This is a genomic window from Lamprobacter sp. (assembly GCF_034860625.1).
In the GTDB taxonomy this organism is placed as follows: Bacteria; Pseudomonadota; Gammaproteobacteria; order Chromatiales; family Chromatiaceae; genus Lamprobacter.
Window position 1 is genome coordinate 49,326 of record NZ_JAYESN010000007.1, and the last position, 23,854, is coordinate 73,179.

Here is a 23,854-nt window from a genome sequence, read left to right on the forward strand (position 1 = left end):
GCTGAGCGGCCCTCGTTAATATCGATAAGCCGACTCGATGCGACCGCGGGTCAGCACACCATAGGTGTGGTTGATGCCCGGTGCGATCGGGCGAGTCACATAGAGTGCTTCGACGCCCTCGCGATTGAGGATGTCCAAGGCCTCTTGCAGCGTCGCTTGTAGGTGCACCGCGGCCAGCTCGAGACGTTCTGCCGGGATCTCGAGCAGGTCGATCGTTTCCGCATCGGCGTCCTGCGGGAGGTAGCGAGCGATGGCGATGCCCGGCATCGCAAAGGCGGGTGTTCCATCGCGGTCGACGATGATCCACTCGGGGTTGTCGCTCATCAAGTGCTGTGCCTGCTCGCGGCTCAGCGTCGGTTGCTGGCGCGCGAAGCGGGTATTCATGACGCTGGCGACACCACTGCGGCGCAACAGGGCGACAACCGGATTGGCCCGATAGTCCAAGCCGTTGGCCTTGAGCATGGTCACGAACAAGGAATCTTTCTTGAACAGCTGCTTGCTGCTGACCAAGGCCAGGATGATGGTCAGCATGCCGGGCATGATCACGCCCGGGCTATGCGTCAGCTCGACCACCGCCACCAGCGCCGCGAGCGGGGCCTGCAAGCTGGCGCCCATCATCGCGCCCATGCCTAGCAGGGCGAAGAAACTCGTGTAGGCCGCATCGGCACCCAGCACCCCCGTGGCCAATACGCCAATCAGATGCCCGAGCGTTGCACCCATGAACAGCGCCGGGCCAATGGTGCCGCCGGGGATGCCAAGCCCAACGCTGGTGGACGTCGCCAAGAGCTTGGCGATGAGCAGGATAAGCAAGAAGGTCCAAGGCAGGGCTTGTGTCAGCAGGCCATCGAGCGAGTCATAGCCAAGCCCCATCACCTCGGGAACCAGGATGCCAAAGGCGCCAGCGGCCAGCCCGGCGAGCATGATCCGCTGAAAGAAGTCGAGCTGCTTGCTGGCGCTCGCGATCGATTGCAGGAGCTGGATATAGGCAGCGGAGACCGCGCCCGCGAAGAGGCCAATCAGCAACACCGGCAGCAGATCCGACACCGAGGTCAGCAAGAAGGGCGGGATGACGAAGGCTGGCGCGCTGCCAAACAAGGACACCGAGAGGGCGTTGGCGCTGACCGCGGCCAGGATGATCGGGATGAAGCCGGTGATGCTGTACTCGAGCGCCAGCACCTCGAGGGCAAAGATGACGCCGGCCAGCGGCGTATTGAATGAGGCCGAGATACCAGCTGCCGTGCCGCAGGCGACCAGGGTGCGGATGCTATTGTTCGGCAGGCTCAGCCACTGCCCGAGCAGGCTGCCGCTGGCCGCACCCAGATAGACATGCGGTCCTTCACGGCCAACCGAATGGCCACTGACGATCGCAATGGCCGCGCCAATGAACTGCAGCATGAAGCCACGCAGGCTCATGTGGCCCTGATGGTATTCCATGCGCTCCAGCACCCGGGCGACACCAAGCACATAGATACCCTTGGCGAAGCGCAGGAAGAGCAGCCCGATCAGCAGCGCGCCGAACAGCGGCAGCAAGAACCGCCAGAGCGGGCTAATCGCCTCGTAATTCTCGCCATGGTCTGGCAGCATCAATGCCTGTGTGCCTTCCACCGCCAGCCGAAAGGCGACGATGACCACCCCCGTCGCCAGGCCGGTGCCAAGCCCGAGCAGGGCATGCGCGAACAGTGCATCCGGCCGTGCGAGCTGCAGCCGCAACCGTTCCAGGCTAGGCCGCCGTCCGCGCATGAAGCTTCGTTTGCCCATGAGGGTGATTATGGGGAACCATCATGCGTCTCAGCAAACCGGCCTGTGCTGCCGAGTCTATCAGGCTGGAGGACGTGAAGGAGGCGCTGGACAGAGGCAAGGACGCGACCCTGGAAGAGAGGCGACAGCCTGAGGGCCGCTTGATCGACGACACCTTGGCTGAGATGGAAGGTAGTGCTGAAATCTGTTGTTGAACAATATTTAATTTTATAAATCAATAACTTATTGTAAATAACAGATCTAGAGCACTGCTCACGAGGCCGGGACGCTAGCGGATCTAGCCGAAGCCCGGCCTCCAGGGCGGTAGTCTCATGGCGGACAAGTAGGCGTCGGTCGCGGCTTCGATCCCATAACCGCGGGCCGCTTGTTTCAGTGTCGCGGCGGGTAGGGGCGCGGCGAGGGTGCTCGCCATGGCCGCGGCCAAGGCTTGATGATCCCCGACCGGTACCAGCGGCCCATACCGACCCGCTTGGAGGATCTCGCTCGGACCGCTCGGGCAGTCCGTCGACACCACGGGCGTGCCAAGTGCGAGCGCCTCGATCAGCACAAAGCCCAGGCCTTCCCAGCGTGATGTAAAGGCAAAGAGGTCCGCGTTAGCCAGATAGGCATAGGGCTCAGGGATGAAGCCTGGCAGGGTGAAATCTTCGGCAACGCCGAGCTCCCGTGCAAGCGCGAGCAGGCGCTCACGGCGACGGCCGCGGCCAATGATCATCAGTCGGCATTGACGTTGGGCGCGCAAAAGGGCAAAGCCCCGTAGCAACGTTTCGAAGTCTTTGCGACCGCAGAGCTCACCGGCCCCGAGGATCAGGGGCCAGTCCGCATCCTGGAACCAGGGATGCTCCGGCGGCGTCAGGGTTGTGTCGAACAGCGACTCTGGCACCACCGGCGAAGGCGCCACTTGGATCAGCGATCGAGCCAGGCCGGTGTAACGCGCGATATCGTCCGCGGCACCCCTGCTGGGAGTGATGACTTGGTCAGCAAAGGGGTACAGCTTGCCGATCGAGGTCCGTTGCAACCAGCGTTCCCAGCGACCACGACTGGCGAGATCAAGCGAAGGCGTTGTCCCCAAGCGCAACAATAAACGGGTCTCGACGCCAGCCAGGGCACGCGCGAGCAAGGCGGTCCGGTTGACCCGGTCCTTGTCCGACAATAACGCGGCTGGTCGCTCCCGACGTAGGTAGCGCACGAGACTTGGCAAGCAGGCATAGGTTTGCCGATGACCGAGATCGAGGATGCGGAGACGGGGGGCGGCTGTTTGGGCATCAGCCGTGTTCAGTTTTGGTCCATGCCCACGCACCTTGAGCAGATCGACCCGATAGCCGCGCCGGGCGATCGCCGGTAGCAGGTTCTTGGCCACCCGGTCGACGCCGCTGTGGCCGGAGGTGGACAAAAAGAAGGCAATGCGTGGCTCAGCCATTGGAGGCGATCCAGTCCAGCGGATCTTCATTGGGGCGCGGGACTTGGCCCGGCTGGTCGATGAAGAGTCGGTGCCAGATCGCGAACTGCATCAGCCCGAACAGCTCCCGACTGCCACCGCGGTTGGCTTGTCGCGCCGCCACGAGATCCGCAATGGCCTCGCTCCGAAACCACGCTCGAACGCCCTGGTTGCGCATCAGTAGGTCGCCAATGCGCGCCGCCATCTGGCCGCTGAGCCAGTCGCCAACGGGGACATGAAAGCCGCGTTTCGGCCGCTCGAGATGACCCGGTGGCAAACGCGGCTGCGCCCATTGGCGCAGCAGCACTTTGCCGGTTCGGCCGCGCACCTTGAGCGGATCGGGCAACGCCAGCCCAAACTCGACCAGGCGATGGTCGAGGAAGGGCACGCGCCCCTCCACCCCAAAGGCCATCAGCATGCGATCGGTCTTGACCAGTAGGTTATCCGGCAGCGCGGTGACCAGGTCGGTCTGTTGCCGACGTTGCAGGTCGGACCAGTTCCGTGGGGTCGACTGCCAGGCATCGATGAACGGCTGTCGGGCGCGTTCCGCGGCATGGCTCAGGCTTGGCCCGAGCAGGCGTTGCATCCAGACCCGCGACCATTGCGGACGGCTGCGAAAGCCGCCGCTGCCAGGGTGCATGAGGGATTTACCCCAGCGCTCCAGCCGCGTTGGGCGGTAGCGACGGTAGCCAGCAAAGGCCTCATCGCCGCCCTCGCCGGAGAACACCACCTTGAGATCCTGTGCGGCCGTCTCGGCCAGGATCGATGTCGGCAGGCAGGCGTAGTCACGCATCAACTCGTCGGCCGCCCAGACACTGTGGGGGATGCGGGCAAATACCTGCCCCAGCTCCAGCTCGAAGGCGCTGTGCTCGAAGCCGAACCAGTCGGCAATCCGTTGCGCCTCGTCGAGCTCGTGCGCCATCGCCGTGCCGCGATAACCGACCGAAAAGCTCTGGATGCGTCCGGCCCCAAGTGCCTGTAGCTGACAGGCGAGCACCGCCGAATCGAGCCCTCCGGACAGAAAGAGTCCGGAGGGCACATCGGCGCGCATGTGCTCTCGCATCCCTTCGCTGAGGAGAACGTCCAGCTGCTGCAGGGCCTCGTCTTGGCTCAGGCTGCTTGGGGCGATCTGCAACGGCGACCAATACCGATGCCGGCGAATCCGCAGATCGGCGTCGATGACCAGCATTTCTCCAGGCAGCACCCGGTGAATCCCAGCGACAAGGGTCTCCTCACCCGTGCTGAACTGCTGCAAGAGAAACTGCGCGAGCGCACCAGGCTGGACCTCGGGTTGACGGCCAAGCAGTGGCAACAGCGCCTTGATCTCGGAGGCAAAGGCGATGCGATCAGCGAGCTGCAGGTAGAACAGCGGCTTGATGCCCAGACGGTCACGCACCAGCAGCAGGCGCCGCTGGGCGTCGTCGTACAGTGCAAAAGCATACATGCCGCGGAGTCGCTCGAGGCAGCCGTCGCCGTATGCTGCATAGGCGAGCAGGATGGATTCAGAATCTGAGCTCGAGAATGGGTGGCGGCCAAGCCGACGCAACTCCTCGTTTAGCTCGATGTAGTTGTAGATCTCGCCGTTGGCCGCGAGGCTGAGCTGGCCGTCGCTGGAGACCATCGGCTGGTGCCCGCTGCTGAGCCCGATGATGGACAGTCGCGTCTGCGCCAGCCCGACGGCGCCTTGGATGTGCACGCCATGATCATCCGGACCGCGATGCGCCAACTGCGCGGCCATGGTGTCGAGCAGGGTTGGTTCCGGCTTGCGGCCGTCTTTCATGATGAATCCGGCGATGCCGCACATAGGCAGATTCCGAGGCGAAGGGGCGGAGGACAATCAGTGCTGCCAGCGCTTGGATGAGGCGGGCCGACAGCAACTCCGATCGGTTGTGACAGATTCGTTGCGAGCCAGCCCTTAGTCCGCCCCAGGCTCGTCGATCCTTGACTCGAGAGCACCCGTCTCCGGCCTTGCATCGCTGAGCCCGAGCACCTCCGCATAACGCGCGGCGCTGCGTTTCGGATCGAAGCGCCGGGCGCCGGCGCGCAGTTGCTCTGCCGGTAGCGGCTTCTCGAGCACCGACCGCATCGCTTCAGCCAAGGCAACGGGGTCATCAACCGGCACCAAGGGGCCAAGCCGGCCATCATCAAGAATATCGCGCGCGCCGCTCGGGCAGTCGGTCGAAACACAGGGCGTGCCGAGTGCGAGGGCCTCGATCAGGGCGTTGCTCGAACCCTCGAACAGCGATGAGCAGACGAATAGGTCGGCAGCGGCGACATAGCGGAATGGGTTTGGCTGATAACCCAGCAGTTCGATCCGATCCGCAATCCCGAGCCTTGTTGCTAGCGCCTGCAGCCGGTCATGCTGACCGCCCTGGCCACAGATCATCAGGCGTGCATCGAGGGCCGGCGGCAGCAAGGCGAAGGCGCGCAGCAAGAGGCCGAAATGCTTGGCTCGTACCAGACGCCCAACACTGACGATGATCGGCCCAGGCCGGTGTTTGAGCCAGGGGTGCAAGATCGGCTCGCTGGCCAAACGGGCGATCGTCTCGTTGTCAACCGGGTTCAGGATGGTTTCGATGCGTGGCGGTGGGTGGCGCTGCATCGACCCGCGGTTCAGCATGCGTTGCAAGGCGTCACTGACCCCGGAAGAGTTGCCGATCAGCAGATCGGCTTGGCGATAAAGTCTGGTGAGTCGCCAGCCATTCCAGGCCGCTGTCCAGGGACTGTTGCGCTTGAGCCGCTCCGGAATATTGGTACCGATGCGCAACGCGGTAAAGGGGCGCTTTCCGGTCAACTTAGGTTGCATGAGGAGTCGATGACTCCGGTCGCGATTGCTGAGGATGGCGCCTGGTCGCCGCTGGTGCAGATAGTCGAGCAGCTGGATCTCGGCCTGCTTGAGGTGTTCGAGATCGATGACGAAACACTTGACCTCACCCCGAAGCTCGCTCAAGTCTGGATGCCTGGGGCTTGGAAGTAACAGATCGATCTCGATGCACCGCTCGAGCAGCGCCTCCATCAGCGTTGTCATCACGCGCCCGATACCGCCACTCCCCTCGAGGAAGCCAATCATGGCCAGTCGTTGTCGGCGGCCGGTCGCGCTCGACGGCGCGAGTGCTTTGGTATCAGCGCTACTCAGTGCCTTCATCAGTCTTGCACGAGAAGTCGAGTCCTTAGCAGGATGTGCGTTTTCGGTGAACGTTTTAACCTGAATCTCACGCGATTCATCTTCCGGGGTGGCGCGGCGCCATGAACGTTAACCTGAATGTCACGCGATTCACTTTACGGGGGCGCCGGGCCATGAATGTTAGGTGAGTAAAATCGCTGACCACTATCGCCGGGTCTCGGCGGCTTGTCACCGGAGGCATGGTCAGTCAGGCGGTTCAGGTCAGGCATTCCAGGTCAGGTATAGTACAGCGCTTGATCATCTCACTGCTGTTGTTTGCTGGCAAAGACAGTCAAGGCTAAAGTTGGTGATGCCATGTTCTCGTTACGGCTTTCGTGACCACTGCAAAGACCTCCAATGTGACGCAGGCGCTGGACGCTCTGCGCTTAATCAGCCTCTACGGGCTCTCGCTCAGCCTGTTCATGGCCCCGGCTGGCATCTCAGCCGGTTTGGCGCTGATCTGGATCTGGATGTTGGCCTCGCTGCTGGCGCTGTTGCTGATCCGCCCTCTGTCTCCATTCTCGCTGCCGGCTCATCCGCTGGTCTGGCTGATCCTGTCCTTCGCCCTCTACTGCCTGCTGCAGGCCTTGTTTCCACGGGGCTTGAGTGCCGAGCCGGGCCAGCACTGGGTGGTGGCCTTCAGCTGGGCGCAGCTTGCGGTGGTGGTGCCGATCGCCTATGCGCTGCGCGGCGATGAGCGACTCCTGCTGCGACTGTTCTTGCTGGTGCTGATTGGCCTGCTGCTGGGGACCCTGTGGCGACTGGATTGGGGCCTCCTGCTCAGTGATGCTGGCGCCTTTTTCGCCTCACGGCCGGGGTTTGGTTTTCCGGCGCTGGCTTATGCCCTCTATGCCGGTACGGCACTGATCGGGCTGCTGGCTCTGCGCCATCGCTGCTGGTACCGGCGCAATGGCCAGCGGCGCTGGTGGGCGCTGCCACTCTGGCTGGTGGCCTGGGCGCTGCTCGCTGAAGGCGTGGTGCTAACCCAGGCGCGTGGTAGTTGGCTTGGGCTGATCCTGGTGGCGCTGCTCGGCGCTGGGCTCTGGCTGCGCGCGCAGAGGCTGCAGCATGGGCGGATTCCGCGCCGGCCTTTGCTGGTCGCGGCAAGTGGGCTATTGCTGTTGATGGCCCTGAATGCGGGCAAGATCAGTGAGCGTCTGAACGAGGAGCAGGCGGTCGCCGAGCAATTGCTGCGCGGTGAGGTGCCAACCGATCAGATCACCTCATTCACGCTGCGTTGGCATGGTCAGCGTTTCGGGCTTGAGGCTTGGCTGGAACGGCCCTGGCTCGGTTGGGGGCCTGGCGCCAGCTACTCGCTGATGAGCGCGAGCGTTGCCGCGACAGCGGCTGACAACGCGGCCGGGGCTGAAATCGGCGTGCCAGCCTTGGACGCTGAAGCCGATGGGGCGAGCGCCGTGAGCGAGGACTTGGCCCAGGTCGCGCGCGGGATTTGGCACCCCGAGGATGGGGTGCTCAAGCATCTGCACAATAGCTATCTAGAGCTTCTGGCCCAGTTTGGTCTGGTCGGCTTTGGGCTCTGGATGCTGATCGCCATCCTCTTGCTCTGGGCGGTCTATGATGCGGTTCGAGGTAAGCGGTTGAGTCAAGATCTGGGCCTGTTCCTGATCCTCGCATTGCTCTATCTGGCGATCTGGAGCCTGTTCAACTTCCGCCTCGTGCATCAGGATTTCCGCGGCTACTGGGCGTTGCTCGCCGGCGCTGCGTTGAGCATGGCGCTTTACCGGCGCGAGGGCATGACGGGTTAGCGTTAGAGGTTGAGCCTGCAAGGGGCAATGGCATCAGCGATGACGATTCTAGAGACGGCAGCATGCGGGATGATGGTATGAGAGACACCGGTGGCTAATGGCGGCTAGCAGTTCAAGCCGGCAGGCCTCGCCGCGGCGCATCTTGCTCGTACGCTTGAGTGCGATCGGCGACATCGTCTTCGCCTCGCGAGTCTAAAGGCCAGCAGTTCAACGCGGGTGCCTGCGGCGCAAAGGCCAGCCGAGAGCGCGATGATCACCGCCGTAATGCCATCCTATTCGGGGCCAGCGTTGCGCGCCACGGGCTGAGAATGGCAATATCCGGTTGCATCATGTGCGCCAGCTGAAGTGGCGGGCATCTAGACTGGGCTACAGGCTTCGGAGGGTTGACGTTGCTGCTCCTGCCGCTTACGCAGCCTTTCGGTCCGTTGCCGCCAGAATTCCAATTGTTCCTCTAGCGTCATCGTGCCGATCAGTTGGCTCAGATGTTCGGCACCACGTCGCTTGATAAGGACGCATTCCGGCTCAGAGTTCGTTGTCATAGCAAATCACTTCCAGAGGTGAAAAGATGCCGATTGGGCCGAAGCCCTCCAACGTATTGACCGCGTTGTACTTTGGGATCTTGTCGAAGTGGACGATGTGCTTGAAATTCCAGCTGACGATCAGGGTGCAGCCAGACACCGTGGCGGTTGCCACATGCAGGGCGTCATCAGTTGATTTGGCCGTGACCACACCTGCGCTCAGGTACGCCTGCTGCAACATCAAGGCTTCCCGGGAGATGGCGGCAATCTCGGCCTCCTTCGTATAATGCGCAAAGGCCGCGCGAATGGCCATTGGTGCGGGCTCGATCTCCGCTTCCACCAGTGCGGAAGTGACCAGAATGAAGCGTCCTGATTCGATTTCATCGAACAAGGCTTGGCTAGCGCTAGAAAATTCGGGATCGAACAGACCGCCAAAGACCGAGGTATCAGCGTAGATCTTCACAGGCACCCCTTACAGTTTGCCTCATGCACCGATTAGCAGCGCTTGAGTGCCGTCAAGCCGCGTGACCAGGGATGGCTGTGGTACAACGCTGTCGAAGTCGCGCGTCATCGAGCGTCTCGTCTGGCAAAAACATAGGCACTCTCGAAATTACAGCAAAACTCGCCATCGTCCAAGCGAAACGACTCCGGATGCGGGCCGCTGGCAGAACACTGGGAAAGTGCCTCAACTGCTCTGGAGCCTGTTCAACTTCCGCCTCGTGCATCAGGATTTCCGCGGCTACTGGGCGTTGCTCGCCGGCGCTGCGTTGAGCATGGCGCTTTACCGGCGCGAGGGCATGACGGGTTAGCGTTAGAGGTTGAGCCTGCAAGGGGCAATGGCATCAGCGATGACGATTCTAGAGACGGCAGCATGCGGGATGATGGTATGAGAGACACCGGTGGCTAATGGCGGCTAGCAGTTCAAGCCGGCAGGCCTCGCCGCGGCGCATCTTGCTCGTACGCTTGAGTGCGATCGGCGACATCGTCTTCGCCTCGCCACTCATCGCCAGTCTGCGACGCGCCTATCCGGCGGCGCAGATGGCCTGGCTGGTGCAGCCGGAGTGTGCCTCGCTGTTGGCGCATCACCCAGATCTCGATCAGGTCATCGAATGGCCTCTTCCGCGTTGGCGTCGGCTCTGGCGCCAACGGCAACTGCTGAGTTTGCTGAAGGAGGTCGTCTCGGCCATCAAGGCGCTGCGGGCGGAGCGCTTCGATCTGGCGATCGATCTCCAGGGTCTGCTCAAGAGCGCGCTGCCGGTGCGTTGGTCTGGCGCGCCAACGCGCATTGGGCTGGGCTCGCGCGAGGGTGGTCAGTGGCTGATGACGCGTCGAGTCGGACGCGGGCTGGATAATGCTTGGATCAGCTCTGAGTATCGCCATCTGGCATCCCGTCTGGGCTGGCCGATCGATGACTTTCGGCTGCGGGTCTATCCGGGCAGCGCGGCTGAGGCTGAGGCCGAGATGCTGATCGCCGCGCATGGTCTGGGCGCCGGTTACGCCATCATCTGTCCGTTCACGACGCGTCCGCAAAAGCACTGGCTCGATGAGCGCTGGACAGCGCTGGCCGGCCAGATTCAAGCGCACTTCGGCCTGCCGACGCTGATGCTCGGCGGCCCCGCCGATCGCCAGGCCGCGCAGGTTATCCTCGCCGGAGCCGGAGCCGGAGCCGGAGCCGGAGCCGGAGCCGGAGCCGGAGCCGGAGCCGGAGCCGAAGTCAAAGTTGGAGCTGGAGCTGGAGCTGGAGCTGGAGCTGGAGCTGGAGCTGGAGCTGGAAATGGAGTTGGAGTTGGGCAAGGGGCAGGGCGTAGAGCAGTGGTTGGAGCTTGGGCAGGGCCTGAACAGGCTGACGGCATGGATGGCCGCCTGGCTACCGGTGCTGGCCGACCGCTGGTCAACCTTGTTGGTGCGACCAGCCTGCTCTCTGCGGCGGCGCTCATCCAGCGCGCGCGTTTGCTGGTTGGCGTCGATACCGGACTCAGCCACATGGGTATCGCCTTCGATCGGCCAACGGTGTTGCTATTCGGCTCGACTTGTCCTTATACCGAGACCGGCAGCACCAAAGCGCGCGTGCTCTACCATCGGCGTGATTGCTCGCCCTGCCGGCGTCGACCAACCTGCGGCGGGGCTTTTAGTTGCATGCGCGATATCGAGGTCAGCGAGGTGATGGCGACCCTGGCCGATTTCGATGATATAAACTGCCCCGTTGACCTGGCCGGCCAGGGCGACCTCGCTGACGGCGGCGACTTGGCCGATCGACCAGCGAATCCCGCATGAGGCTGTTGCATGTTGAGGGCGGGGCGCACCTGTACGGCGGTGCCCTACAACTGCTCTATCTGCTCGAGGGCCTGGCCGCGCGCGGTATCGACAATCATCTGGCCTGCCGCCGCGGCTGCGAGCTTGCGACCCGCGCCGCATCCTTCGCTCAGGTGCATGAGATGCCGATGGGCGGCGATCTCGATCTGCTGATGATTGGACGCCTGTATCACCTGATCCGTCAGACGCGGCCGGACCTGGTTCACCTTCACAGCCGCATCGGTGCCGACCTGATGGGCGGTATCGCCGCACGCCTGGCTGGTGTTCCGGTGCTGCATACGCGTCGGGTCGACAACCCCGAGCCCAGGCTGCTGGTGGCGACCAAGTACCGACTTCACGATCGGGTGATTGCGATCTCCGCGGGCATCGAGCGCGTGCTGCTCGCAGAGGGGCTGCCGGCCGCCAAGCTGCGCTTGGTGCGCAGTGCGGTGCCCGCCGCGCGATTTGCGAGGCCCTGCCAGACAGGACTGATCCGTGAGCGACTCGGGCTGCCGGAGGATGCGCTGTTGCTCGGGGTGGTTGCGCAGTTGATCGCGCGTAAAGGGCACCTGATCTTGCTGCGGGCGCTGCCGGCCTTGCTCGCCGAGCATCCACGACTGCAAGTCGTCTTCTTCGGGCAGGGGCCGCTTGCGGGACTGCTCAAGCAGCAGATCAATGCGACAGGGCTCAGCGGGCGCGTGCATCTGGTCGGCTTTCGTGATGATCTGGCTGAACTATTGCCTTGCCTGACGCTGCTGGTGCATCCGGCGCTGATGGAGGGGCTCGGGGTGTCGTTGTTGCAAGCGGCGGCGGCTGGGGTGCCGATTGTGGCGAGCCGGGTTGGCGGAATTCCAGAAGCCGTTGAGGATGCGGTGACCGGGATTTTGCTCCCCGCTGGCGATTCGCTGGCCTTGAAGCAGGCGCTTCGCGCATTGCTGAACGATCCAGGGCGGGCTGCGCGGCTCGGACAGGCTGGGGCCGAGCGAGTGCGCCGAGACTTTTCCATCGATGCGATGGTTGAGGGCAATCTTGAGATCTACCAGGAGCTGCTCGCGGAGGACTGGCGATGAGTACCGAGGGTGCCAAGCCCCGCAAGACGTCTAGCATCAGGACTGCCGCTGAGATTCAAGTGAACGCTGAATTAAGCCCTGAAGTAAGCCATGGGGTGAGACATGAATTGTCCCAGAGTCCTGAGCCGGCTGATGGCCTGGAGTCTTCGTCGCATTGGCCGTCGAGCCTACAACTGATCGGCAGTAAGGGGCTTGGGGGGGCCGAGCGCTGGTTCCAACGCTTCTGCGATGCCCTTGCCGAGCGACGCGCTCCGGCGGCGATCGGCCTTCGTGCCGGCAGCGAGCTGGAGCGCGTGCGAGAGCAGGGGCTGGGCGCAAGACTGCCTTGCCATCGATTACCGTTCCGCACGGTTTGGGATCCTGTCTCGCGCTTGGCCATCGGGCAGCTGGTCAGGAGCTTGCAGCCGCAGATCGTGCAGACCTATATGGGGCGGGCAACGCGACTGACCCGTTTTTCTCGTCAATCTGGCGTGGTCACACCCGTCCATCTGTCGCGGCTCGGTGGCTATTATGCGTTGTCGCCTTATCGGCATGCCGATGCCTGGATTGGCAACACGCAACAGCTCTGTGATTGGATGGTGCAGCAGGGGCTTCCCGCTCGGCGAGTCCATCAGATCTACAATTTTGTCGATCCGCCGCAGCCGCTACCAGCAGCCGAGATTGAACAGTTGCGGATGACGCTTGGGTTGAGCCGCGAGGAGCATCTGTTGCTGTGCATGGGCCGCTTCGTGACCTTCAAAGGCCAAGGCTATCTCCTTGAGGCACTGGCGCGGCTGCCGACCGAGATCGATGGCCGCCGTTGGCGTCTGTTGCTGCTTGGCGATGGGCCCTTGCGACAGCGGCTCCAACAGCAGGCCACTGCGCTGGGCATCGACGAGCGCATCCTCTGGCTTGGCTGGCAGCCTGAGCCAGGGCCTTATTTGCAGCTCGCTGACTTGGTGGTGTTTCCGTCACTCGAGACCGAGACCCTGGGCAATGTGATTCTCGAGGCCTGGGCCTGGCGCCGACCAATGGTGACGACCGCGTTTCGTGGCGCGCGTGAGATCACTCATCATGGCGAAGATGCCTGGTGCGTGCCTTGCGAAGATGCGCCGGCGCTGGCCGAGGGCATCCAGCAGTTGCTGCAAGCACCTGCGCTGGCGAGCGTACTGGTCGAGCGGGGCGCGCAGCGGGTTGAGCAGGCGTTTTCACGGGATGTGATCATGCGGCATTATCTTGATCTTTACACCACAGTGACCAATAGCTGATCTCCCTGACCCCTGACCCCTGACCCCTGACCCCTGACCCCTGACCAATGTCTGATTCCTTGACCAGCAAAAGCGACAGCCCAGTGTTCATTGCCGGCGGCGAGAATCGTCCCGTGCGACAGCTGTCGATCCTGATGTATCACCAGGTCGGGCGTTTTAAGGCCATGCGTGCGCATCGCGCCAACTATTGCGATGCAGGGCGTTTTGCACGCCAGATGGCGGTCTTGGCTCAGGGTGGTTTTCATGTCGTTGGGCTGGAACAGGCCCTCCTGGGGCTTTATGGTCAGCAACCCTTACCACCGCGTGCGGTGCTCCTGACCTTCGATGATGCCTACGCCGGTTTCATCGAGCACGCGTTGCCGGTGCTGGCCCGCTATCAGTTTCCGGCGGTGGTCTATGCCATCAGTGATTGGGTTGGGCAGCGCATGCGCTGGGCCCAGCCAACACCGGGCCGGGCCGAGCCGGCCTTGATGAGCGCCGCCCAATTGCACGCACTCAAGGAGGCCGGCATTAGCCTGGGCTCGCATGGAGCCTCGCATCGCAAGCTGGCTGAACTGGCTCCGGCGGAGCAATTACGCGAATTGACGCAAAGCCGGGCAGCGCTGGAAGACCTGCTCGGACAGCCGGTCGAGGATCTCTGCTATCCCTTTGGCAGTTTCAATCAGGTGACGGTGCGCCTGGCCGCTGAGGCGGGTTACCGCAGTGCGATGACCTGTTTGCGTGGAGCCGCGACCCGCGCGGATCATCCCCTGCTGCTGCCTCGAAAAGCAGTTTCCTTTGGTGACAATCTGCTCGGTTTCCTGTGGAAGCTCGGCAAGCATCGGCCAAAGCCGGCACTGGAGGACTGGCGCCGCTGGAGCCAACTTCGCAGCGTTGGCATGGGGGTGATGACTGTCTCGATGGGCGCTGCTGATGGCGTCGAAAGCAGGCGAACTGCAGTCAATGCGCAGGCTGTAGGAACGACACCAGCCCGCATCTTCGGTGATGGTTGAGGATGCGCCTGCTCTACTCCTTGTTGCTTTTTCTGCTGCTCCCGTTGGTGCTGCTGCGTCTGCTCTGGCGCAGCTGTCGGAATCCGGCTTATCTCGAGCGCTGGCCAGAGCGCCTTGGTCTCTGGCGACGGGCCTTGCGCCCGGTGGAGCTGTGGATTCATGCCGTATCGGTGGGTGAGGTGCAGGCGATGCAGCCTTTGATTCGTGATCTGCTTAGCCGCGAGCCGGTTGTGGATCTGATCGTGACAACGACCACGCCGACCGGTGCGCGTCGACTGCAGGAGCTGTTCGGTGAGCGGGTTCAGCACGCCTTCACCCCCTATGATCTGCCCTGGATCATGCGCCGATTCCTGAATCGGACAGGGCCGCGCTTGGTGCTGGTGGTCGAGACTGAGATTTGGCCGAACATGCTGGCGGTCTGCGCCGAGCGCCAGATCCCGGTCATCCTGGCCAATGCGCGCATGTCGCCGCGCTCGGCTCGCGGGTATGCCCGCGTCGGCGGTTTTACCGCGCAGACCTTAGGACGCTTTGTGCGTATTGCGGCTCAAAGCCAGCCCGATGCTGAACGATTCATTCAGCTCGGCGCGGCAGCGGATCGAGTGCAGGTTACGGGCAGTATCAAGTTCGATGTTCGCTTGCCGGGAAGTCTGCGCGACCGAGCCGAGGTCTTGCGCCGCACTTGGGGGATCAACCGCTCGGTTTGGGTCGCCGCCAGCACCCATGAGGGCGAGGAGGAACGGTTGTTGGCAGTACAGCGAAAGCTGCGGGAGCGTTTCGCGGATGTGCTGCTGGTGCTGGTGCCACGCCATCCAGAGCGCTTTGATCGGGTTGCGGCTTTGGTGCGTCGTGAGGGGCTGGCGATGATCCGTCGCAGCGACGCTGACCCCTGTAACGCTGACTGCTCAGTCTATCTGGTCGATAGCATGGGCGAACTGCCGCTGTTCTTGGCGGCCGCTGATGCAGCCTTTATCGGTGGGAGTCTGGTGCCGGTCGGCGGCCATAACCTCCTGGAGGCAGCAGCGCTTGCCGTGCCGGTGGCGATTGGCCCCTACTGCTTCAACTTTGCCGAGATTACCCGGCGCTTGGTGGCCGAAGAGGGCGCCGTGCAGTTGCAGGACGCGGAGGACTTGGCCCCGCTGCTCGCGGCCTGGCTTGGCGATGCCGCTGAGCGTGCCCGCATTGGTGAGCAGGCATTGGCTTTTGTGGAGCGCAATCGCGGTGCGCTGCAGCGCCTGTTAGCGCTCTTGGACGCCGAACGCCTAGCCAAGCCGCCGGTGTGATCCAAGGCGCCGCCACGGGCGCCAAGGGGCTTGAGCCTAGAGATTGCGGGGCTCTTTGAACAGACGCGAGACCTCTCGGAACTGCGCGTGCTGGGAGTCGCTGAGCCATTCGAAGGCAACTGACTCGCTATTGCTGACCTGGATACCGGAATGGCGCATGCGCTCGAGGGCGTTCTCGGCCTTCTCCGGATGTCGCGAGCAGATCGCATCGGCGGCCACAAAGACCTGATAGCCCCAGCGCTGGAGTCCTGATGCGGTCTGGATGATGCAGATGTGCGCCTCCATCCCGACCAAGACCACCTGCTTGCGCTTGGGTTGCTCGGTGAGCGCGCGCTCGAAGCCGGGGGCGGTGCAGCAGGAGAAGCAGGTCTTCTCGGTGGGGGCCGCAGTCTCTGGCATCTGCTCGCGCACCGCGGCGATGGTTTGGCCGAGCCCCTGCGGGTTTTGCTCAGTCGAGATGATCGGGATGTCGAGGATCTTGGCTGAGCTGATCAGTCGGTTGATATTAGTGACCGTGCGCTCGAGCACCGCTTCGGGCATGGCAGCGGCGAGCCGTTCTTGTGCGTCGATGATCAGCAATTGTGCGAATGCAGCCTGGCACAACGGCATCGGAGCCTGATGGATGCTCATAGCGATTTCCTCTGTTAGTAAGTCGGCATCTCGGGGTCGACGTCACTCGCCCAGGCAGCGATTCCGCCACGCAGGTTGATCACGCGCTGAAAACCTTGTTGGTCAAGGAAGCGAGCGACCTGTTGTGAGCGAATGCCGTGGTGACAGATGACGACGATCGGGCGCTGCTGGTCGAGTTGAGCAACCGTTGCCGGTATCTGTCGCATGGGTAGTAGCTCGCTGTCCGGAATGCGGCAGATCGCTTGCTCCCAGGGCTCGCGGACATCGAGCAGGACGGGCGTTTGATCGTCGATCTTGCCATCGCCGTCGAGGATCTCCTTGAGGGTTCGGGGGGTGATTTGGTCCATAGGCTGAGCTCTTGCTCGATGTATGCATGCAGGCTAGAACGTAAAACGTTCTCGCTGCGGGGCGTTTTCAAGCGGGGTGACACTGGTTTCGAACAGGCTCTCGCGGCGAACATCCTTGCCGATGCGGGTCAGACGCATCGCCTCCATCAGCGGCGGCTCACCGACGACGATGAACAGCCGTCCGCCATCACCTAACAACTGCTCAAGCGCGGCCAACGGCTCTGCGGTGGGCACTGAGCCGGTGACAGCGATGACATCGAAAGGGGCGCCATCGATGCGTCCGGTGAGGGCATCGGCAGTCTGTACTTTGACCTCTGAGAGGCCCATGGCGTCCAGGCGTGCGCGGGCACCCTCGCCCAAGGCGGGGTCAATCTCGATGCTGAAGACCTGCTTGCCAAGGTGCGCTAAGCAGGCGGTGACATAGCCGGTACCAGTGCCGATCTCGAGGACGGTCTCGTGCGGCTGCACATTCAGTGCCTGGAGCATGCGCCCGACGACCTTTGGCGCCAGCATGGTTGCCTGGTCGGTGAGTGGGATCTCGATATCGGCATAGGCGAGCCCGCGGTAAGCGTCTGGAACGAAGGCCTCGCGCGGCAACTTGCGCATGACGGTCAGTACCCGCTCATCGAGTACATCCCAGGGCCGCACCTGTTGCTCGATCATGTTAAAACGTGCGCGATCCATGGTGGGTTGCATCCGTTTGGGTCCTCATCTGGAGTCGGTTGATGGCGCAGATCGCTGGGCAATACCACCGACAAAGGGTATGGAATTTGATCTAGGGTGGCAAGCGTGCCGGTTGCCGCCGGGCGTTAAATCAATACCAGGTTATCGCGGTGGATCAGCTCTTCGTCATTGATGTAGCCGAGGATGTCGGCGAAGGCGGAGCTTGGCTGACCCTGGATGCGTAAGCTGTCCTGCACGTCGTAGTTGACGAGGCCCCTTGCGATCTCGCGGCCTTGTTCGTCAACGCAGGCCACCACTTCGCCGCGTTTGAACTGCCCGCGCACGGCCTTGACGCCGACCGCGAGCAGGCTGCGGCCTTGCTCGCACAGCGCACGCGCGGCACCGGCATCGAGCACCAGGCGCCCGCTGACGCGTAGATGGCCGGCCAGCCATTGCTTGCGCGCTGCCTGCGGCTCTTGCACCGGGATGAGTAGGGTTCCGATCGGCTCGCCATGGCCGATCTCGCTGAGGCATTTCGCGCGGCGCCCGGGAGCAATGATGGTCGCACAACCGGAGCGGGCAGCAAGCCTGGCAGCGCGGACCTTGGTGACCATGCCGCCACTGCCAAGGCCGCCGCTGCCACCAGCGACCTCATCGAGACGATTATCGTTGATGCGCGTCTCGGCGATCAGGCGTGCATCTTGTTGTTTGCGCGGGTCAGCGTCGAACAGACCGTCCTGGTCAGTCAGCAGCACGAGCAGCTCGGCCTCGATCAGATTGGCAACGAGCGCGGCAAGGGTGTCGTTGTCGCCGAAGCGGAGCTCGTCGGTGGCAACGGTGTCATTCTCATTGATCACCGGCACGACGCCGAGCGCGAGCAGGGTGCGCAAGGTGCTACGCGCGTTGAGGTAGCGCTCGCGATTGGCAAGGTCGTCGCGGGTTAGGAGCACCTGGGCAGTGTGCAGTCCATGGCGGGCAAAGCAGGTTTCCCAGGCGCGGATCAGACCCATCTGGCCGATGGCCGCCGCCGCCTGTAGCTCGTGCAGCGCCCGCGGCCGCCGCGTCCAGCCCATTCGGACCATGCCCTGCGCGACGGCGCCTGATGAGACCAGGACCAAATCATGGCCAGCGAGGCGGCGCGCACTGAGCTGCGCCACCCAGGGCTCGAGCACCTCCATGTCCAAGCCGGCGCCGTCGCGCGTGAGTAGCGCGCTGCCAATCTTCACGACCCAACGCCGGGTCTGCGGAATCCGCTGGCGGTTGAACATGTGATGGTGAGAGGCTTTGCTTTTCTGCTTCCTAGTGCTTGCCGGGCATGGCTGAGATCTGGAAGCCGTTGGTAGGTCGGTGCTTAGTCGAGTGGATGCCAGCTGGGTTGCTCGTCGGTACCGGCCCCGGTGCGCTCCTCGGATGGGCTGAGTGGGTTGTCCGCTGCCGGCTCGAACGGATGCCGGAGTTCATTGAGCCGATGCGTCAGGGCGCTGGTGAGTGTATCGGTGCCGGCGCCGGTGACGGCTGAGATCAGGAATAGCGGTCCCTTCCAGCTGAGTGCGTTGATCAGGTCGCGCTGCACCTCGGCGGCTTGGTCTGGGTTCAACAGGTCGGTCTTGTTGAGCACCAGCCAACGCTCTTTCTCGGCCAAATCATCGCCATGGGCATGCAGTTCGTCGAGGATGATCCCAGCCTGTTCGACAGGGGGGGGGCTGCCTTCGGGGGGCGCGATGTCGACTAGGTGCAGCAGGAGCCGAGTGCGGCTCAGATGCTTGAGGAATCGAGTGCCGAGACCGGCCCCTTCCGCCGCTCCGGCGATCAGGCCGGGGATGTCGGCGATCACAAAGCTCTGTCGTGGACCCAGGCTGACGACGCCGAGGTTGGGATAGAGGGTCGTGAATGGGTAGTCGGCAACGCGTGGCCGCGCGCTGGAGAGCTTGCGAATGAGGCTCGACTTGCCGGCATTGGGGAGTCCCAAGAGTCCAACGTCGGCGAGTAGGATGAGCTCCAGCTTGAGGACGCGACGCTCACCTGCTGTGCCAGGTTTTGACTGGCGAGGCGCGCGGTTCGTGCTCGATTTATAGCGAGCGTTGCCGATGCCGTGGAACCCGCCCTGCGCAACCAGCAGTCGCTGGTCGGCAGTGAGAACCTCGCCGATCAGCGCATCGGTCTCGGCATCAAAGACTCGGGTGCCAAGCGGGACCTGGATCAGCTTGTCTTGGCCGCCGCGTCCGGTTCGGTTTTGCCCCATGCCGTCGCGACCACGCTCGGCTCGATGGCGTCGCGCATGACGGAAATCGACCAGGGTATTCAGCCCGGGATCACCGACAAGGAAGACACTGCCGCCATCACCGCCATCACCGCCATCTGGGCCACCTTTGGGGATGAAGCGCTCGCGCCGGAAGCTGACGCAGCCATTGCCACCATCGCCGGCCTCGACCCGGATCTCCGCTTCATCAACGAATTTCACGCACTGGCTTCGACTGGCTCGATGCTGACGAACTGACGGTTACGCGGCCCCTTGACCTCGAAGCGCACCACGCCGTCTTTGAGTGCAAAGAGGGTGTGGTCGCGGCCGCAACCCACATTGACGCCGCCGTGGAAGCGGGTGCCGCGCTGCCGCACGATGATGCTGCCAGCCGAGACGCTCTGTCCGCCGAAGCGTTTTACGCCGAGCCGTTTTGACTCTGAATCGCGACCGTTGCGAGAACTGCCGCCTGCCTTTTTATGTGCCATGGTATTGGTCTCTGTCGGACTGCCAATCCAGCGGATGGGTCAGCCGTTGCTGATGCTGGTGATCTTGAGCTGGGTGAACAGTTGGCGATGGCCCTGCCGCTTCAGGTGGTGCTTGCGCCGCTTAAACTTGAGGATATGCACCTTGTCGTGCTTGCCATGGGCCGCGACTTCTGCTGTGACCTTGGCGTTCTCCAAGTAGGGCTTGCCCAGTTGCACCGAGTCGCCGTCGGCGAGCATCAGCACGCGCGGCAGATCGAGGGATGAGCCTTGATTGGCGTCGAGCTTCTCGACGGTCACGAGATCGCCCTCGGCGACGCGGTACTGTTTACCGCCGGTTTCGATGATTGCGTACATATCGGGGTCGAGATGCCTCGGAGCTAAAGAGGTTTTCGGTTGAGCAACGAGGGCGAAGCGGGGTCATGGCTGCTCGGGGCCGCTTACGCGTAGGCTCATCGCACAAGACCCCCTAGTATGCCTTCTCAAATGCCCTGCGTCAAAGATCAGGATGCGTATTCCTGGGCAAGACAGGCGTTTTTGCTGGCGCCTTAGGTGTGCATCTTGGTCGATCGGTCGATGAACAGGGAGCCAGCAAAGCATCTAAATGGCCCGAGCGGCGCCAACATCCAGCTGCCTGAGGCCAGTGTTTCTGCGCTAGGGGTGGCGTCGCTCTTGACAGCCCTCCGGCGCGAACCTAGCATTCGCCGGCCCTATTAGCCGTAGATGCCGCTTCATGGATCTTACCCAGATTCGGTCGCCCGTAGCCGATGACGTCAAGGCCGTCGACAAACTGATCATCGACCGCCTGCAGTCGAATGTCGTCCTCATCAACCAGATCGGCCACTATATCGTCAGTAGTGGAGGCAAGCGGCTGCGCCCGCTGCTCGTGCTGCTGGCTGCGCGTGCCTGTGGTTACTCAGGCTCGCGTCATCTCGATGCCGCGGCAATCGTTGAGTTCATCCATACCGCGACGCTGTTGCACGATGACGTGGTCGATGGCTCGGAATTGCGCCGAAATCGGGACACGGCAAATACCGTCTGGGGTAACGAGGCCAGCGTCCTGGTCGGCGACTTCCTCTACGCCCGGGCGTTCGAGATGATGGTCGATGTGGGCAACCTTCGGATCATGGAGGTGATGGCCGGCGCGACGGCGCGCATCGCTGAGGGCGAGGTGCTGCAGCTCTTGAATGCGAATGACGCCGATACCGACGAGTCGCGGTACATGGAGGTGATCCAGCGCAAAACGGCGACCCTGTTCGAGGCCGGTACGCGGCTGGGTGCCGTGCTGACCGAGGCCGCTCCAGAGGTCGAGGCCGCGATGGCGAGCTATGGTCTTCACCTCGGCATCGCCTTCCAGCTGGTCGATGACGCGCTGGATTACATGTCGGACGATGGCACCATCGGAAAACAGGTTGGCGACGATCTCGACGAAGGCAAACCGACCCTGCCAGTGATCCGTGCGATGGAGGTCGGTACTGAGGCCCAGCGCAAGCGCCTTCGCCAAGCCATCGAAGAAGGTGGTCGGCAGCACATCGACGACGTTGTCGCAGCCATTGTCGAAACCAAGGCAATCGACTACACTGTTGAGCTTGCTCGCTGGCACGCAGAAGCGGCTAAGCAAGCGCTGAACGCGGTTCCCGCATCGCCAAGCCGCGATGCCTTGGCCGCAACAGCAGACTTCTCGGTGGCTCGCACTTTCTAAAGGGCGCCGAAAAGCGGTTGAAGATACGCAGGCTGCCGCAACGGCTGTCTCTGTGATCCAAGTTCAAGTATCGGGGTGTAGCTCAGCCTGGTAGAGCACTGCCTTCGGGAGGCAGGGGCCGGAGGTTCGAATCCTCTCACCCCGACCAGTCCATCATGCCTTGAGGCCACGCGCACACAAGGATTCCAACTCGGTCAGTTCGGACTCATCAAAACCGGCTTTAAGTCGATCCGCTCGGTTGAGCGGGCAGCGAACCTCGCCGCGCAGGTGGCGCTGGATCAGGGCCAGCGAGGTTGAGCGAGGCTCAAGACCGCGCTCCTTGCAGAGCTGGTGAAACCAGCGGCTGCCAATGGCGACATGGCCGATCTCATCGCGCAGGATGAGCGCGAGCCGATCCGCGCTGTCATGATCCCCAATGCGGCGGAGCCGCTCAATCATCCCCGGTGTCACATCCAGACCACGTGCTTCCAGTACCCGCGGCACCAGCGCCATGCGTTCGAGCACGTCGGCAGCGGTGCGCCGCGCCATGTCCCAGAGGCCATCGTGGGCCGGTAGGTCCCCGTATTCATGGCCGAGCAGTTGCAGACGTTCTTGCATCAAGACAAAGTGCTCAGCCTCTTCTGAGGCGACCTGCAGCCAGTCGGCGTGGAAGGCTTCGGGCATGTGCGGGAAGCGTTGCACCGCGTCCCAGGCGAGATTGATGGCGTTGAACTCGATATGGGCGACGGCGTGGATCAGCGAGGCGAGCCCTGCCGGATCGGTGATCTTGCGTTTTGGTAGCTCGCGCGCTGAGACTAGGTGTGGCTGGTCTGGTCGGCCTGGTGTCTGCAGGGGTTGCCACTGAGCGGGTGGCACGGAGTCGAGCTGTCCGTCTGTCCAGAGCGCTGCGGTCAGGCGGGTGAGCGCGACCTTGACGGACGGGCTGGGCTCCGCGAGACAGCGAGCGGCAAGGTTGAACAGATTTTGTCTGGTTAATTTTTGGTTCAATGGGGCACTTTAATTGGGTTTGTTCAGTCTATATGATGAACACTGACGGATTGAGTCGGCGATTTGCTGAGACTGTGACGGGATTGTCGTCCTCGACCGAGACTTCAGCTATGCTAGTAAAGTATTCGCCCAAAAACTGAAATATAGGTTGCGTTTGTGCGCCCGGAGGATGGTTCTCAATGAAACTGTGCAAGACCTGTTTTTCGTCCCTATGGCCATTCGTGCTCATGACGGTCATCGCGGGTGTCACCGGGTTTGTGACCTGGTTGACCGTGGGCCTCTCACAACCTGATCCGCAGCTGCGCATCGCGGTTGGCCTCATCGTGTTCTTGGCGGTTGAGGCAACCTTGATCCACTATGTGGTCAGTTGTATGCGCCGTCACTGCCGACATCATGTCCCGAAGATGGGCACAGGCCATCGGCTCAGCCCGGAGTCCTGAGCGCTGGCCTTCCAGTCGCGGATGCGCAGTCCGTGAGAACCCTTGGGTGATGGCAGGGTCGCTCAAATGTTGTGTTCAGCTGTTGTGTTCTTGCGTTGCATTCAGGCGTTGGCGGCTCTCTTATGGCTGACGTGCGTCACTTGGTTGCGCAGATAGGTTGGGACTGCCTGGTCTGCGTGCTGCGCTTGATCGACCATCCGCAGAGCCTCCCAGGCAATGTCTTCGGCCAAGGGGCCGATGCCTGGCAATACTAGTCTCTGCGCTGTCTCGTGTGGATGGCTAGATGCTGCAAGCAGCGCCGATTGGTGCCGGCTCATCAATGCCGGGTAAGCTGCCCAACCGCTGCCGGCGCCACACCAGCCGGCGCCGGGCAGCGCAGGCGTGAGGTCTGGCGCGATGACGGTTTCTTCATCGATCGGCGTCGCATCCTTATGCTCACCAATCCGGTAGCATCCCCAATAGACCTCGCCCATACGGGCGTCTAATGCACAGGCGATTTGGCGTTGGCCGCTTTCCCGAAACGCGGCTCGCGCCACAGCGGCAAGGGTGGAGACGCTGATCACCGGCCGCTCGGCACCAAAGGCCAAGCCTTGCGCAACTGCAGCGGCGATGCGCACCCCCGTGAATGAGCCCGGACCACGACCGTAGGCGATCGCATCCAGCTGCTTCGGCGTCAGGCTTGCGCCCCGCAGGAGCGCGTCCAACATGCCGAGGATGAGGTCTGCATGGCGACGAGGGGCTTGCTCGCGACACTGCTCAAGCCGATCACCGATCAGCAAGGCGGCGGAGCAGCAGTCGCCTGAGGTATCGAAGGCAAGAATCTTCAAGATGGCGGCCAGG

General features: G+C 62.8%; 24 protein-coding genes and 1 tRNA gene. 11 read left to right on the plus strand and 14 right to left on the minus strand.

Annotated features, from left to right (window positions below; genetic code table 11):
• Nucleotides 1–15 precede the first annotated feature (15 nt).
• Nucleotides 16–1,758: a chloride channel protein gene (locus tag VBE63_RS03295; RefSeq protein WP_323681566.1), complete on the minus strand. Its 1,743-nt coding sequence runs from the start codon at nucleotides 1,756–1,758 to the stop codon at nucleotides 16–18.
• A 23-nt stretch (nucleotides 1,759–1,781) separates the two neighbouring features.
• Between VBE63_RS03295 and VBE63_RS03300 the strand changes: the two genes are divergently transcribed.
• Nucleotides 1,782–1,952 (plus strand): hypothetical protein, encoded by a 171-nt coding sequence (locus tag VBE63_RS03300; protein WP_323681567.1) that lies wholly within the window; start codon nucleotides 1,782–1,784, stop codon nucleotides 1,950–1,952.
• A gap of 83 nt (nucleotides 1,953–2,035) precedes the next feature.
• Here VBE63_RS03300 and VBE63_RS03305 read toward each other — a convergent pair whose 3' ends face one another.
• The 3 genes from VBE63_RS03305 to VBE63_RS03315 all read right to left on the minus strand — a co-directional run bounded on the left by VBE63_RS03305 (nucleotide 2,036) and on the right by VBE63_RS03315 (nucleotide 6,338).
• Nucleotides 2,036–3,175 carry a glycosyltransferase gene (locus tag VBE63_RS03305; protein WP_323681568.1) on the minus strand — a complete coding sequence of 380 codons (1,140 nt, stop codon included), beginning with the start codon at nucleotides 3,173–3,175 and terminating at the stop codon, nucleotides 2,036–2,038.
• Nucleotides 3,168–4,997, minus strand: a complete 1,830-nt coding sequence (gene asnB, locus VBE63_RS03310) for an asparagine synthase (glutamine-hydrolyzing) (RefSeq protein ID WP_323681569.1) — start codon at nucleotides 4,995–4,997, stop codon at nucleotides 3,168–3,170. The genes VBE63_RS03305 and asnB overlap by 8 nt, the downstream gene beginning before the upstream one ends.
• A gap of 111 nt (nucleotides 4,998–5,108) precedes the next feature.
• Nucleotides 5,109–6,338, minus strand: coding sequence for a glycosyltransferase (locus VBE63_RS03315; RefSeq protein ID WP_323681570.1), 1,230 nt, complete (start codon nucleotides 6,336–6,338; stop codon nucleotides 5,109–5,111).
• Nucleotides 6,339–6,691: 353 nt separating this feature from the next.
• On the opposite strand from VBE63_RS03315, the gene VBE63_RS03320 reads away from it, so the two are divergent.
• Entirely contained in the window at nucleotides 6,692–8,122 is a 1,431-nt protein-coding gene (locus VBE63_RS03320; protein WP_323681571.1) for an O-antigen ligase family protein, read from the plus strand.
• A gap of 522 nt (nucleotides 8,123–8,644) precedes the next feature.
• On the opposite strand, the gene VBE63_RS03325 is transcribed toward VBE63_RS03320, so the two are convergent.
• Nucleotides 8,645–9,103: a type II toxin-antitoxin system VapC family toxin gene (locus VBE63_RS03325; RefSeq protein WP_323681572.1), complete on the minus strand. Its 459-nt coding sequence runs from the start codon at nucleotides 9,101–9,103 to the stop codon at nucleotides 8,645–8,647.
• A gap of 217 nt (nucleotides 9,104–9,320) precedes the next feature.
• Here VBE63_RS03325 and VBE63_RS03330 point away from each other — a divergent pair, with 217 nt between their 5' ends.
• From VBE63_RS03330 to waaA, 6 genes are all read left to right on the plus strand, one after another.
• Nucleotides 9,321–9,449, plus strand: coding sequence for a hypothetical protein (locus VBE63_RS03330; protein WP_323681573.1), 129 nt, complete (start codon nucleotides 9,321–9,323; stop codon nucleotides 9,447–9,449).
• A gap of 97 nt (nucleotides 9,450–9,546) precedes the next feature.
• Nucleotides 9,547–10,914 (plus strand): glycosyltransferase family 9 protein, encoded by a 1,368-nt coding sequence (locus tag VBE63_RS03335; RefSeq protein WP_323681574.1) that lies wholly within the window; start codon nucleotides 9,547–9,549, stop codon nucleotides 10,912–10,914.
• Nucleotides 10,911–12,002, plus strand: a complete 1,092-nt coding sequence (locus VBE63_RS03340) for a glycosyltransferase (RefSeq protein WP_323681575.1) — start codon at nucleotides 10,911–10,913, stop codon at nucleotides 12,000–12,002. The genes VBE63_RS03335 and VBE63_RS03340 overlap by 4 nt, the downstream gene beginning before the upstream one ends.
• Nucleotides 12,003–12,109: 107 nt before the next feature.
• A complete protein-coding gene (locus VBE63_RS03345; protein ID WP_323681576.1) occupies nucleotides 12,110–13,249 on the plus strand; it encodes a glycosyltransferase in 1,140 nt (379 codons plus the stop codon).
• A 47-nt stretch (nucleotides 13,250–13,296) separates the two neighbouring features.
• Entirely contained in the window at nucleotides 13,297–14,241 is a 945-nt protein-coding gene (locus VBE63_RS03350; RefSeq protein WP_323681577.1) for a polysaccharide deacetylase family protein, read from the plus strand.
• 2 nt (nucleotides 14,242–14,243) lie between these two features.
• Nucleotides 14,244–15,521 (plus strand): lipid IV(A) 3-deoxy-D-manno-octulosonic acid transferase, encoded by a 1,278-nt coding sequence (waaA, locus tag VBE63_RS03355; protein ID WP_323681578.1) that lies wholly within the window; start codon nucleotides 14,244–14,246, stop codon nucleotides 15,519–15,521.
• Between the two features lie 36 nt (nucleotides 15,522–15,557).
• On the opposite strand, the gene VBE63_RS03360 is transcribed toward waaA, so the two are convergent.
• The 7 genes from VBE63_RS03360 to rplU form a co-directional block, all read right to left on the minus strand.
• A complete protein-coding gene (locus VBE63_RS03360) occupies nucleotides 15,558–16,151 on the minus strand; it encodes an isochorismatase family protein (RefSeq protein ID WP_323681579.1) in 594 nt (197 codons plus the stop codon).
• 14 nt (nucleotides 16,152–16,165) lie between these two features.
• Entirely contained in the window at nucleotides 16,166–16,498 is a 333-nt protein-coding gene (locus tag VBE63_RS03365) for a rhodanese-like domain-containing protein (protein WP_323681580.1), read from the minus strand.
• Between the two features lie 33 nt (nucleotides 16,499–16,531).
• Nucleotides 16,532–17,194, minus strand: coding sequence for a protein-L-isoaspartate O-methyltransferase (locus VBE63_RS03370; protein ID WP_323681581.1), 663 nt, complete (start codon nucleotides 17,192–17,194; stop codon nucleotides 16,532–16,534).
• Between the two features lie 113 nt (nucleotides 17,195–17,307).
• Nucleotides 17,308–18,429 carry a glutamate 5-kinase gene (gene proB / locus VBE63_RS03375; protein ID WP_323681582.1) on the minus strand — a complete coding sequence of 374 codons (1,122 nt, stop codon included), beginning with the start codon at nucleotides 18,427–18,429 and terminating at the stop codon, nucleotides 17,308–17,310.
• Nucleotides 18,430–18,512: 83 nt separating this feature from the next.
• Nucleotides 18,513–19,622 carry an Obg family GTPase CgtA gene (cgtA, locus tag VBE63_RS03380; RefSeq protein ID WP_323681583.1) on the minus strand — a complete coding sequence of 370 codons (1,110 nt, stop codon included), beginning with the start codon at nucleotides 19,620–19,622 and terminating at the stop codon, nucleotides 18,513–18,515.
• Nucleotides 19,619–19,888, minus strand: coding sequence for a 50S ribosomal protein L27 (gene rpmA, locus VBE63_RS03385; protein ID WP_323681584.1), 270 nt, complete (start codon nucleotides 19,886–19,888; stop codon nucleotides 19,619–19,621). The genes cgtA and rpmA overlap by 4 nt, the downstream gene beginning before the upstream one ends.
• Before the next feature lie 39 nt (nucleotides 19,889–19,927).
• Nucleotides 19,928–20,242 (minus strand): 50S ribosomal protein L21, encoded by a 315-nt coding sequence (gene rplU / locus VBE63_RS03390; protein WP_323681585.1) that lies wholly within the window; start codon nucleotides 20,240–20,242, stop codon nucleotides 19,928–19,930.
• A gap of 376 nt (nucleotides 20,243–20,618) precedes the next feature.
• Here rplU and VBE63_RS03395 point away from each other — a divergent pair, with 376 nt between their 5' ends.
• Nucleotides 20,619–21,587: a polyprenyl synthetase family protein gene (locus VBE63_RS03395; RefSeq protein WP_323681586.1), complete on the plus strand. Its 969-nt coding sequence runs from the start codon at nucleotides 20,619–20,621 to the stop codon at nucleotides 21,585–21,587.
• Between the two features lie 71 nt (nucleotides 21,588–21,658).
• Nucleotides 21,659–21,735, plus strand: a tRNA-Pro gene (locus VBE63_RS03400).
• Between the two features lie 5 nt (nucleotides 21,736–21,740).
• Here VBE63_RS03400 and VBE63_RS03405 read toward each other — a convergent pair.
• Entirely contained in the window at nucleotides 21,741–22,574 is an 834-nt protein-coding gene (locus VBE63_RS03405; RefSeq protein ID WP_323681587.1) for a ferritin-like domain-containing protein, read from the minus strand.
• A gap of 179 nt (nucleotides 22,575–22,753) precedes the next feature.
• Between VBE63_RS03405 and VBE63_RS03410 the strand changes: the two genes are divergently transcribed.
• Nucleotides 22,754–23,014: a hypothetical protein gene (locus VBE63_RS03410; protein ID WP_323681588.1), complete on the plus strand. Its 261-nt coding sequence runs from the start codon at nucleotides 22,754–22,756 to the stop codon at nucleotides 23,012–23,014.
• A 101-nt stretch (nucleotides 23,015–23,115) separates the two neighbouring features.
• On the opposite strand, the gene tsaB is transcribed toward VBE63_RS03410, so the two are convergent.
• On the minus strand, nucleotides 23,116–23,841 hold the full coding sequence (tsaB, locus tag VBE63_RS03415) for a tRNA (adenosine(37)-N6)-threonylcarbamoyltransferase complex dimerization subunit type 1 TsaB (RefSeq protein WP_323681589.1): 726 nt from the start codon (nucleotides 23,839–23,841) through the stop codon (nucleotides 23,116–23,118).
• Between the last annotated feature and the right edge of the window lie 13 nt (nucleotides 23,842–23,854).

Bases quoted from the DNA above. Each gene is read 5' to 3' on its own strand.
- VBE63_RS03295 (WP_323681566.1), bottom strand. From the start codon at position 1,758: ATGGGCAAACGAAGCTTCATGCGCGGACGGCGGCCTAGCCTGGAACGG.
- VBE63_RS03300 (WP_323681567.1), top strand. From the start codon at position 1,782: ATGCGTCTCAGCAAACCGGCCTGTGCTGCCGAGTCTATCAGGCTGGAG.
- VBE63_RS03305 (WP_323681568.1), bottom strand. From the start codon at position 3,175: ATGGCTGAGCCACGCATTGCCTTCTTTTTGTCCACCTCCGGCCACAGC.
- asnB (WP_323681569.1), bottom strand. From the start codon at position 4,997: ATGTGCGGCATCGCCGGATTCATCATGAAAGACGGCCGCAAGCCGGAA.
- VBE63_RS03315 (WP_323681570.1), bottom strand. From the start codon at position 6,338: ATGAAGGCACTGAGTAGCGCTGATACCAAAGCACTCGCGCCGTCGAGC.
- VBE63_RS03335 (WP_323681574.1), top strand. From the start codon at position 9,547: ATGGCGGCTAGCAGTTCAAGCCGGCAGGCCTCGCCGCGGCGCATCTTG.
- VBE63_RS03340 (WP_323681575.1), top strand. From the start codon at position 10,911: ATGAGGCTGTTGCATGTTGAGGGCGGGGCGCACCTGTACGGCGGTGCC.
- VBE63_RS03350 (WP_323681577.1), top strand. From the start codon at position 13,297: ATGTCTGATTCCTTGACCAGCAAAAGCGACAGCCCAGTGTTCATTGCC.
- waaA (WP_323681578.1), top strand. From the start codon at position 14,244: ATGCGCCTGCTCTACTCCTTGTTGCTTTTTCTGCTGCTCCCGTTGGTG.
- VBE63_RS03360 (WP_323681579.1), bottom strand. From the start codon at position 16,151: ATGAGCATCCATCAGGCTCCGATGCCGTTGTGCCAGGCTGCATTCGCA.
- VBE63_RS03365 (WP_323681580.1), bottom strand. From the start codon at position 16,498: ATGGACCAAATCACCCCCCGAACCCTCAAGGAGATCCTCGACGGCGAT.
- VBE63_RS03370 (WP_323681581.1), bottom strand. From the start codon at position 17,194: ATGCAACCCACCATGGATCGCGCACGTTTTAACATGATCGAGCAACAG.
- proB (WP_323681582.1), bottom strand. From the start codon at position 18,429: ATGTTCAACCGCCAGCGGATTCCGCAGACCCGGCGTTGGGTCGTGAAG.
- rpmA (WP_323681584.1), bottom strand. From the start codon at position 19,888: ATGGCACATAAAAAGGCAGGCGGCAGTTCTCGCAACGGTCGCGATTCA.
- rplU (WP_323681585.1), bottom strand. From the start codon at position 20,242: ATGTACGCAATCATCGAAACCGGCGGTAAACAGTACCGCGTCGCCGAG.
- VBE63_RS03395 (WP_323681586.1), top strand. From the start codon at position 20,619: ATGGATCTTACCCAGATTCGGTCGCCCGTAGCCGATGACGTCAAGGCC.
- VBE63_RS03410 (WP_323681588.1), top strand. From the start codon at position 22,754: ATGAAACTGTGCAAGACCTGTTTTTCGTCCCTATGGCCATTCGTGCTC.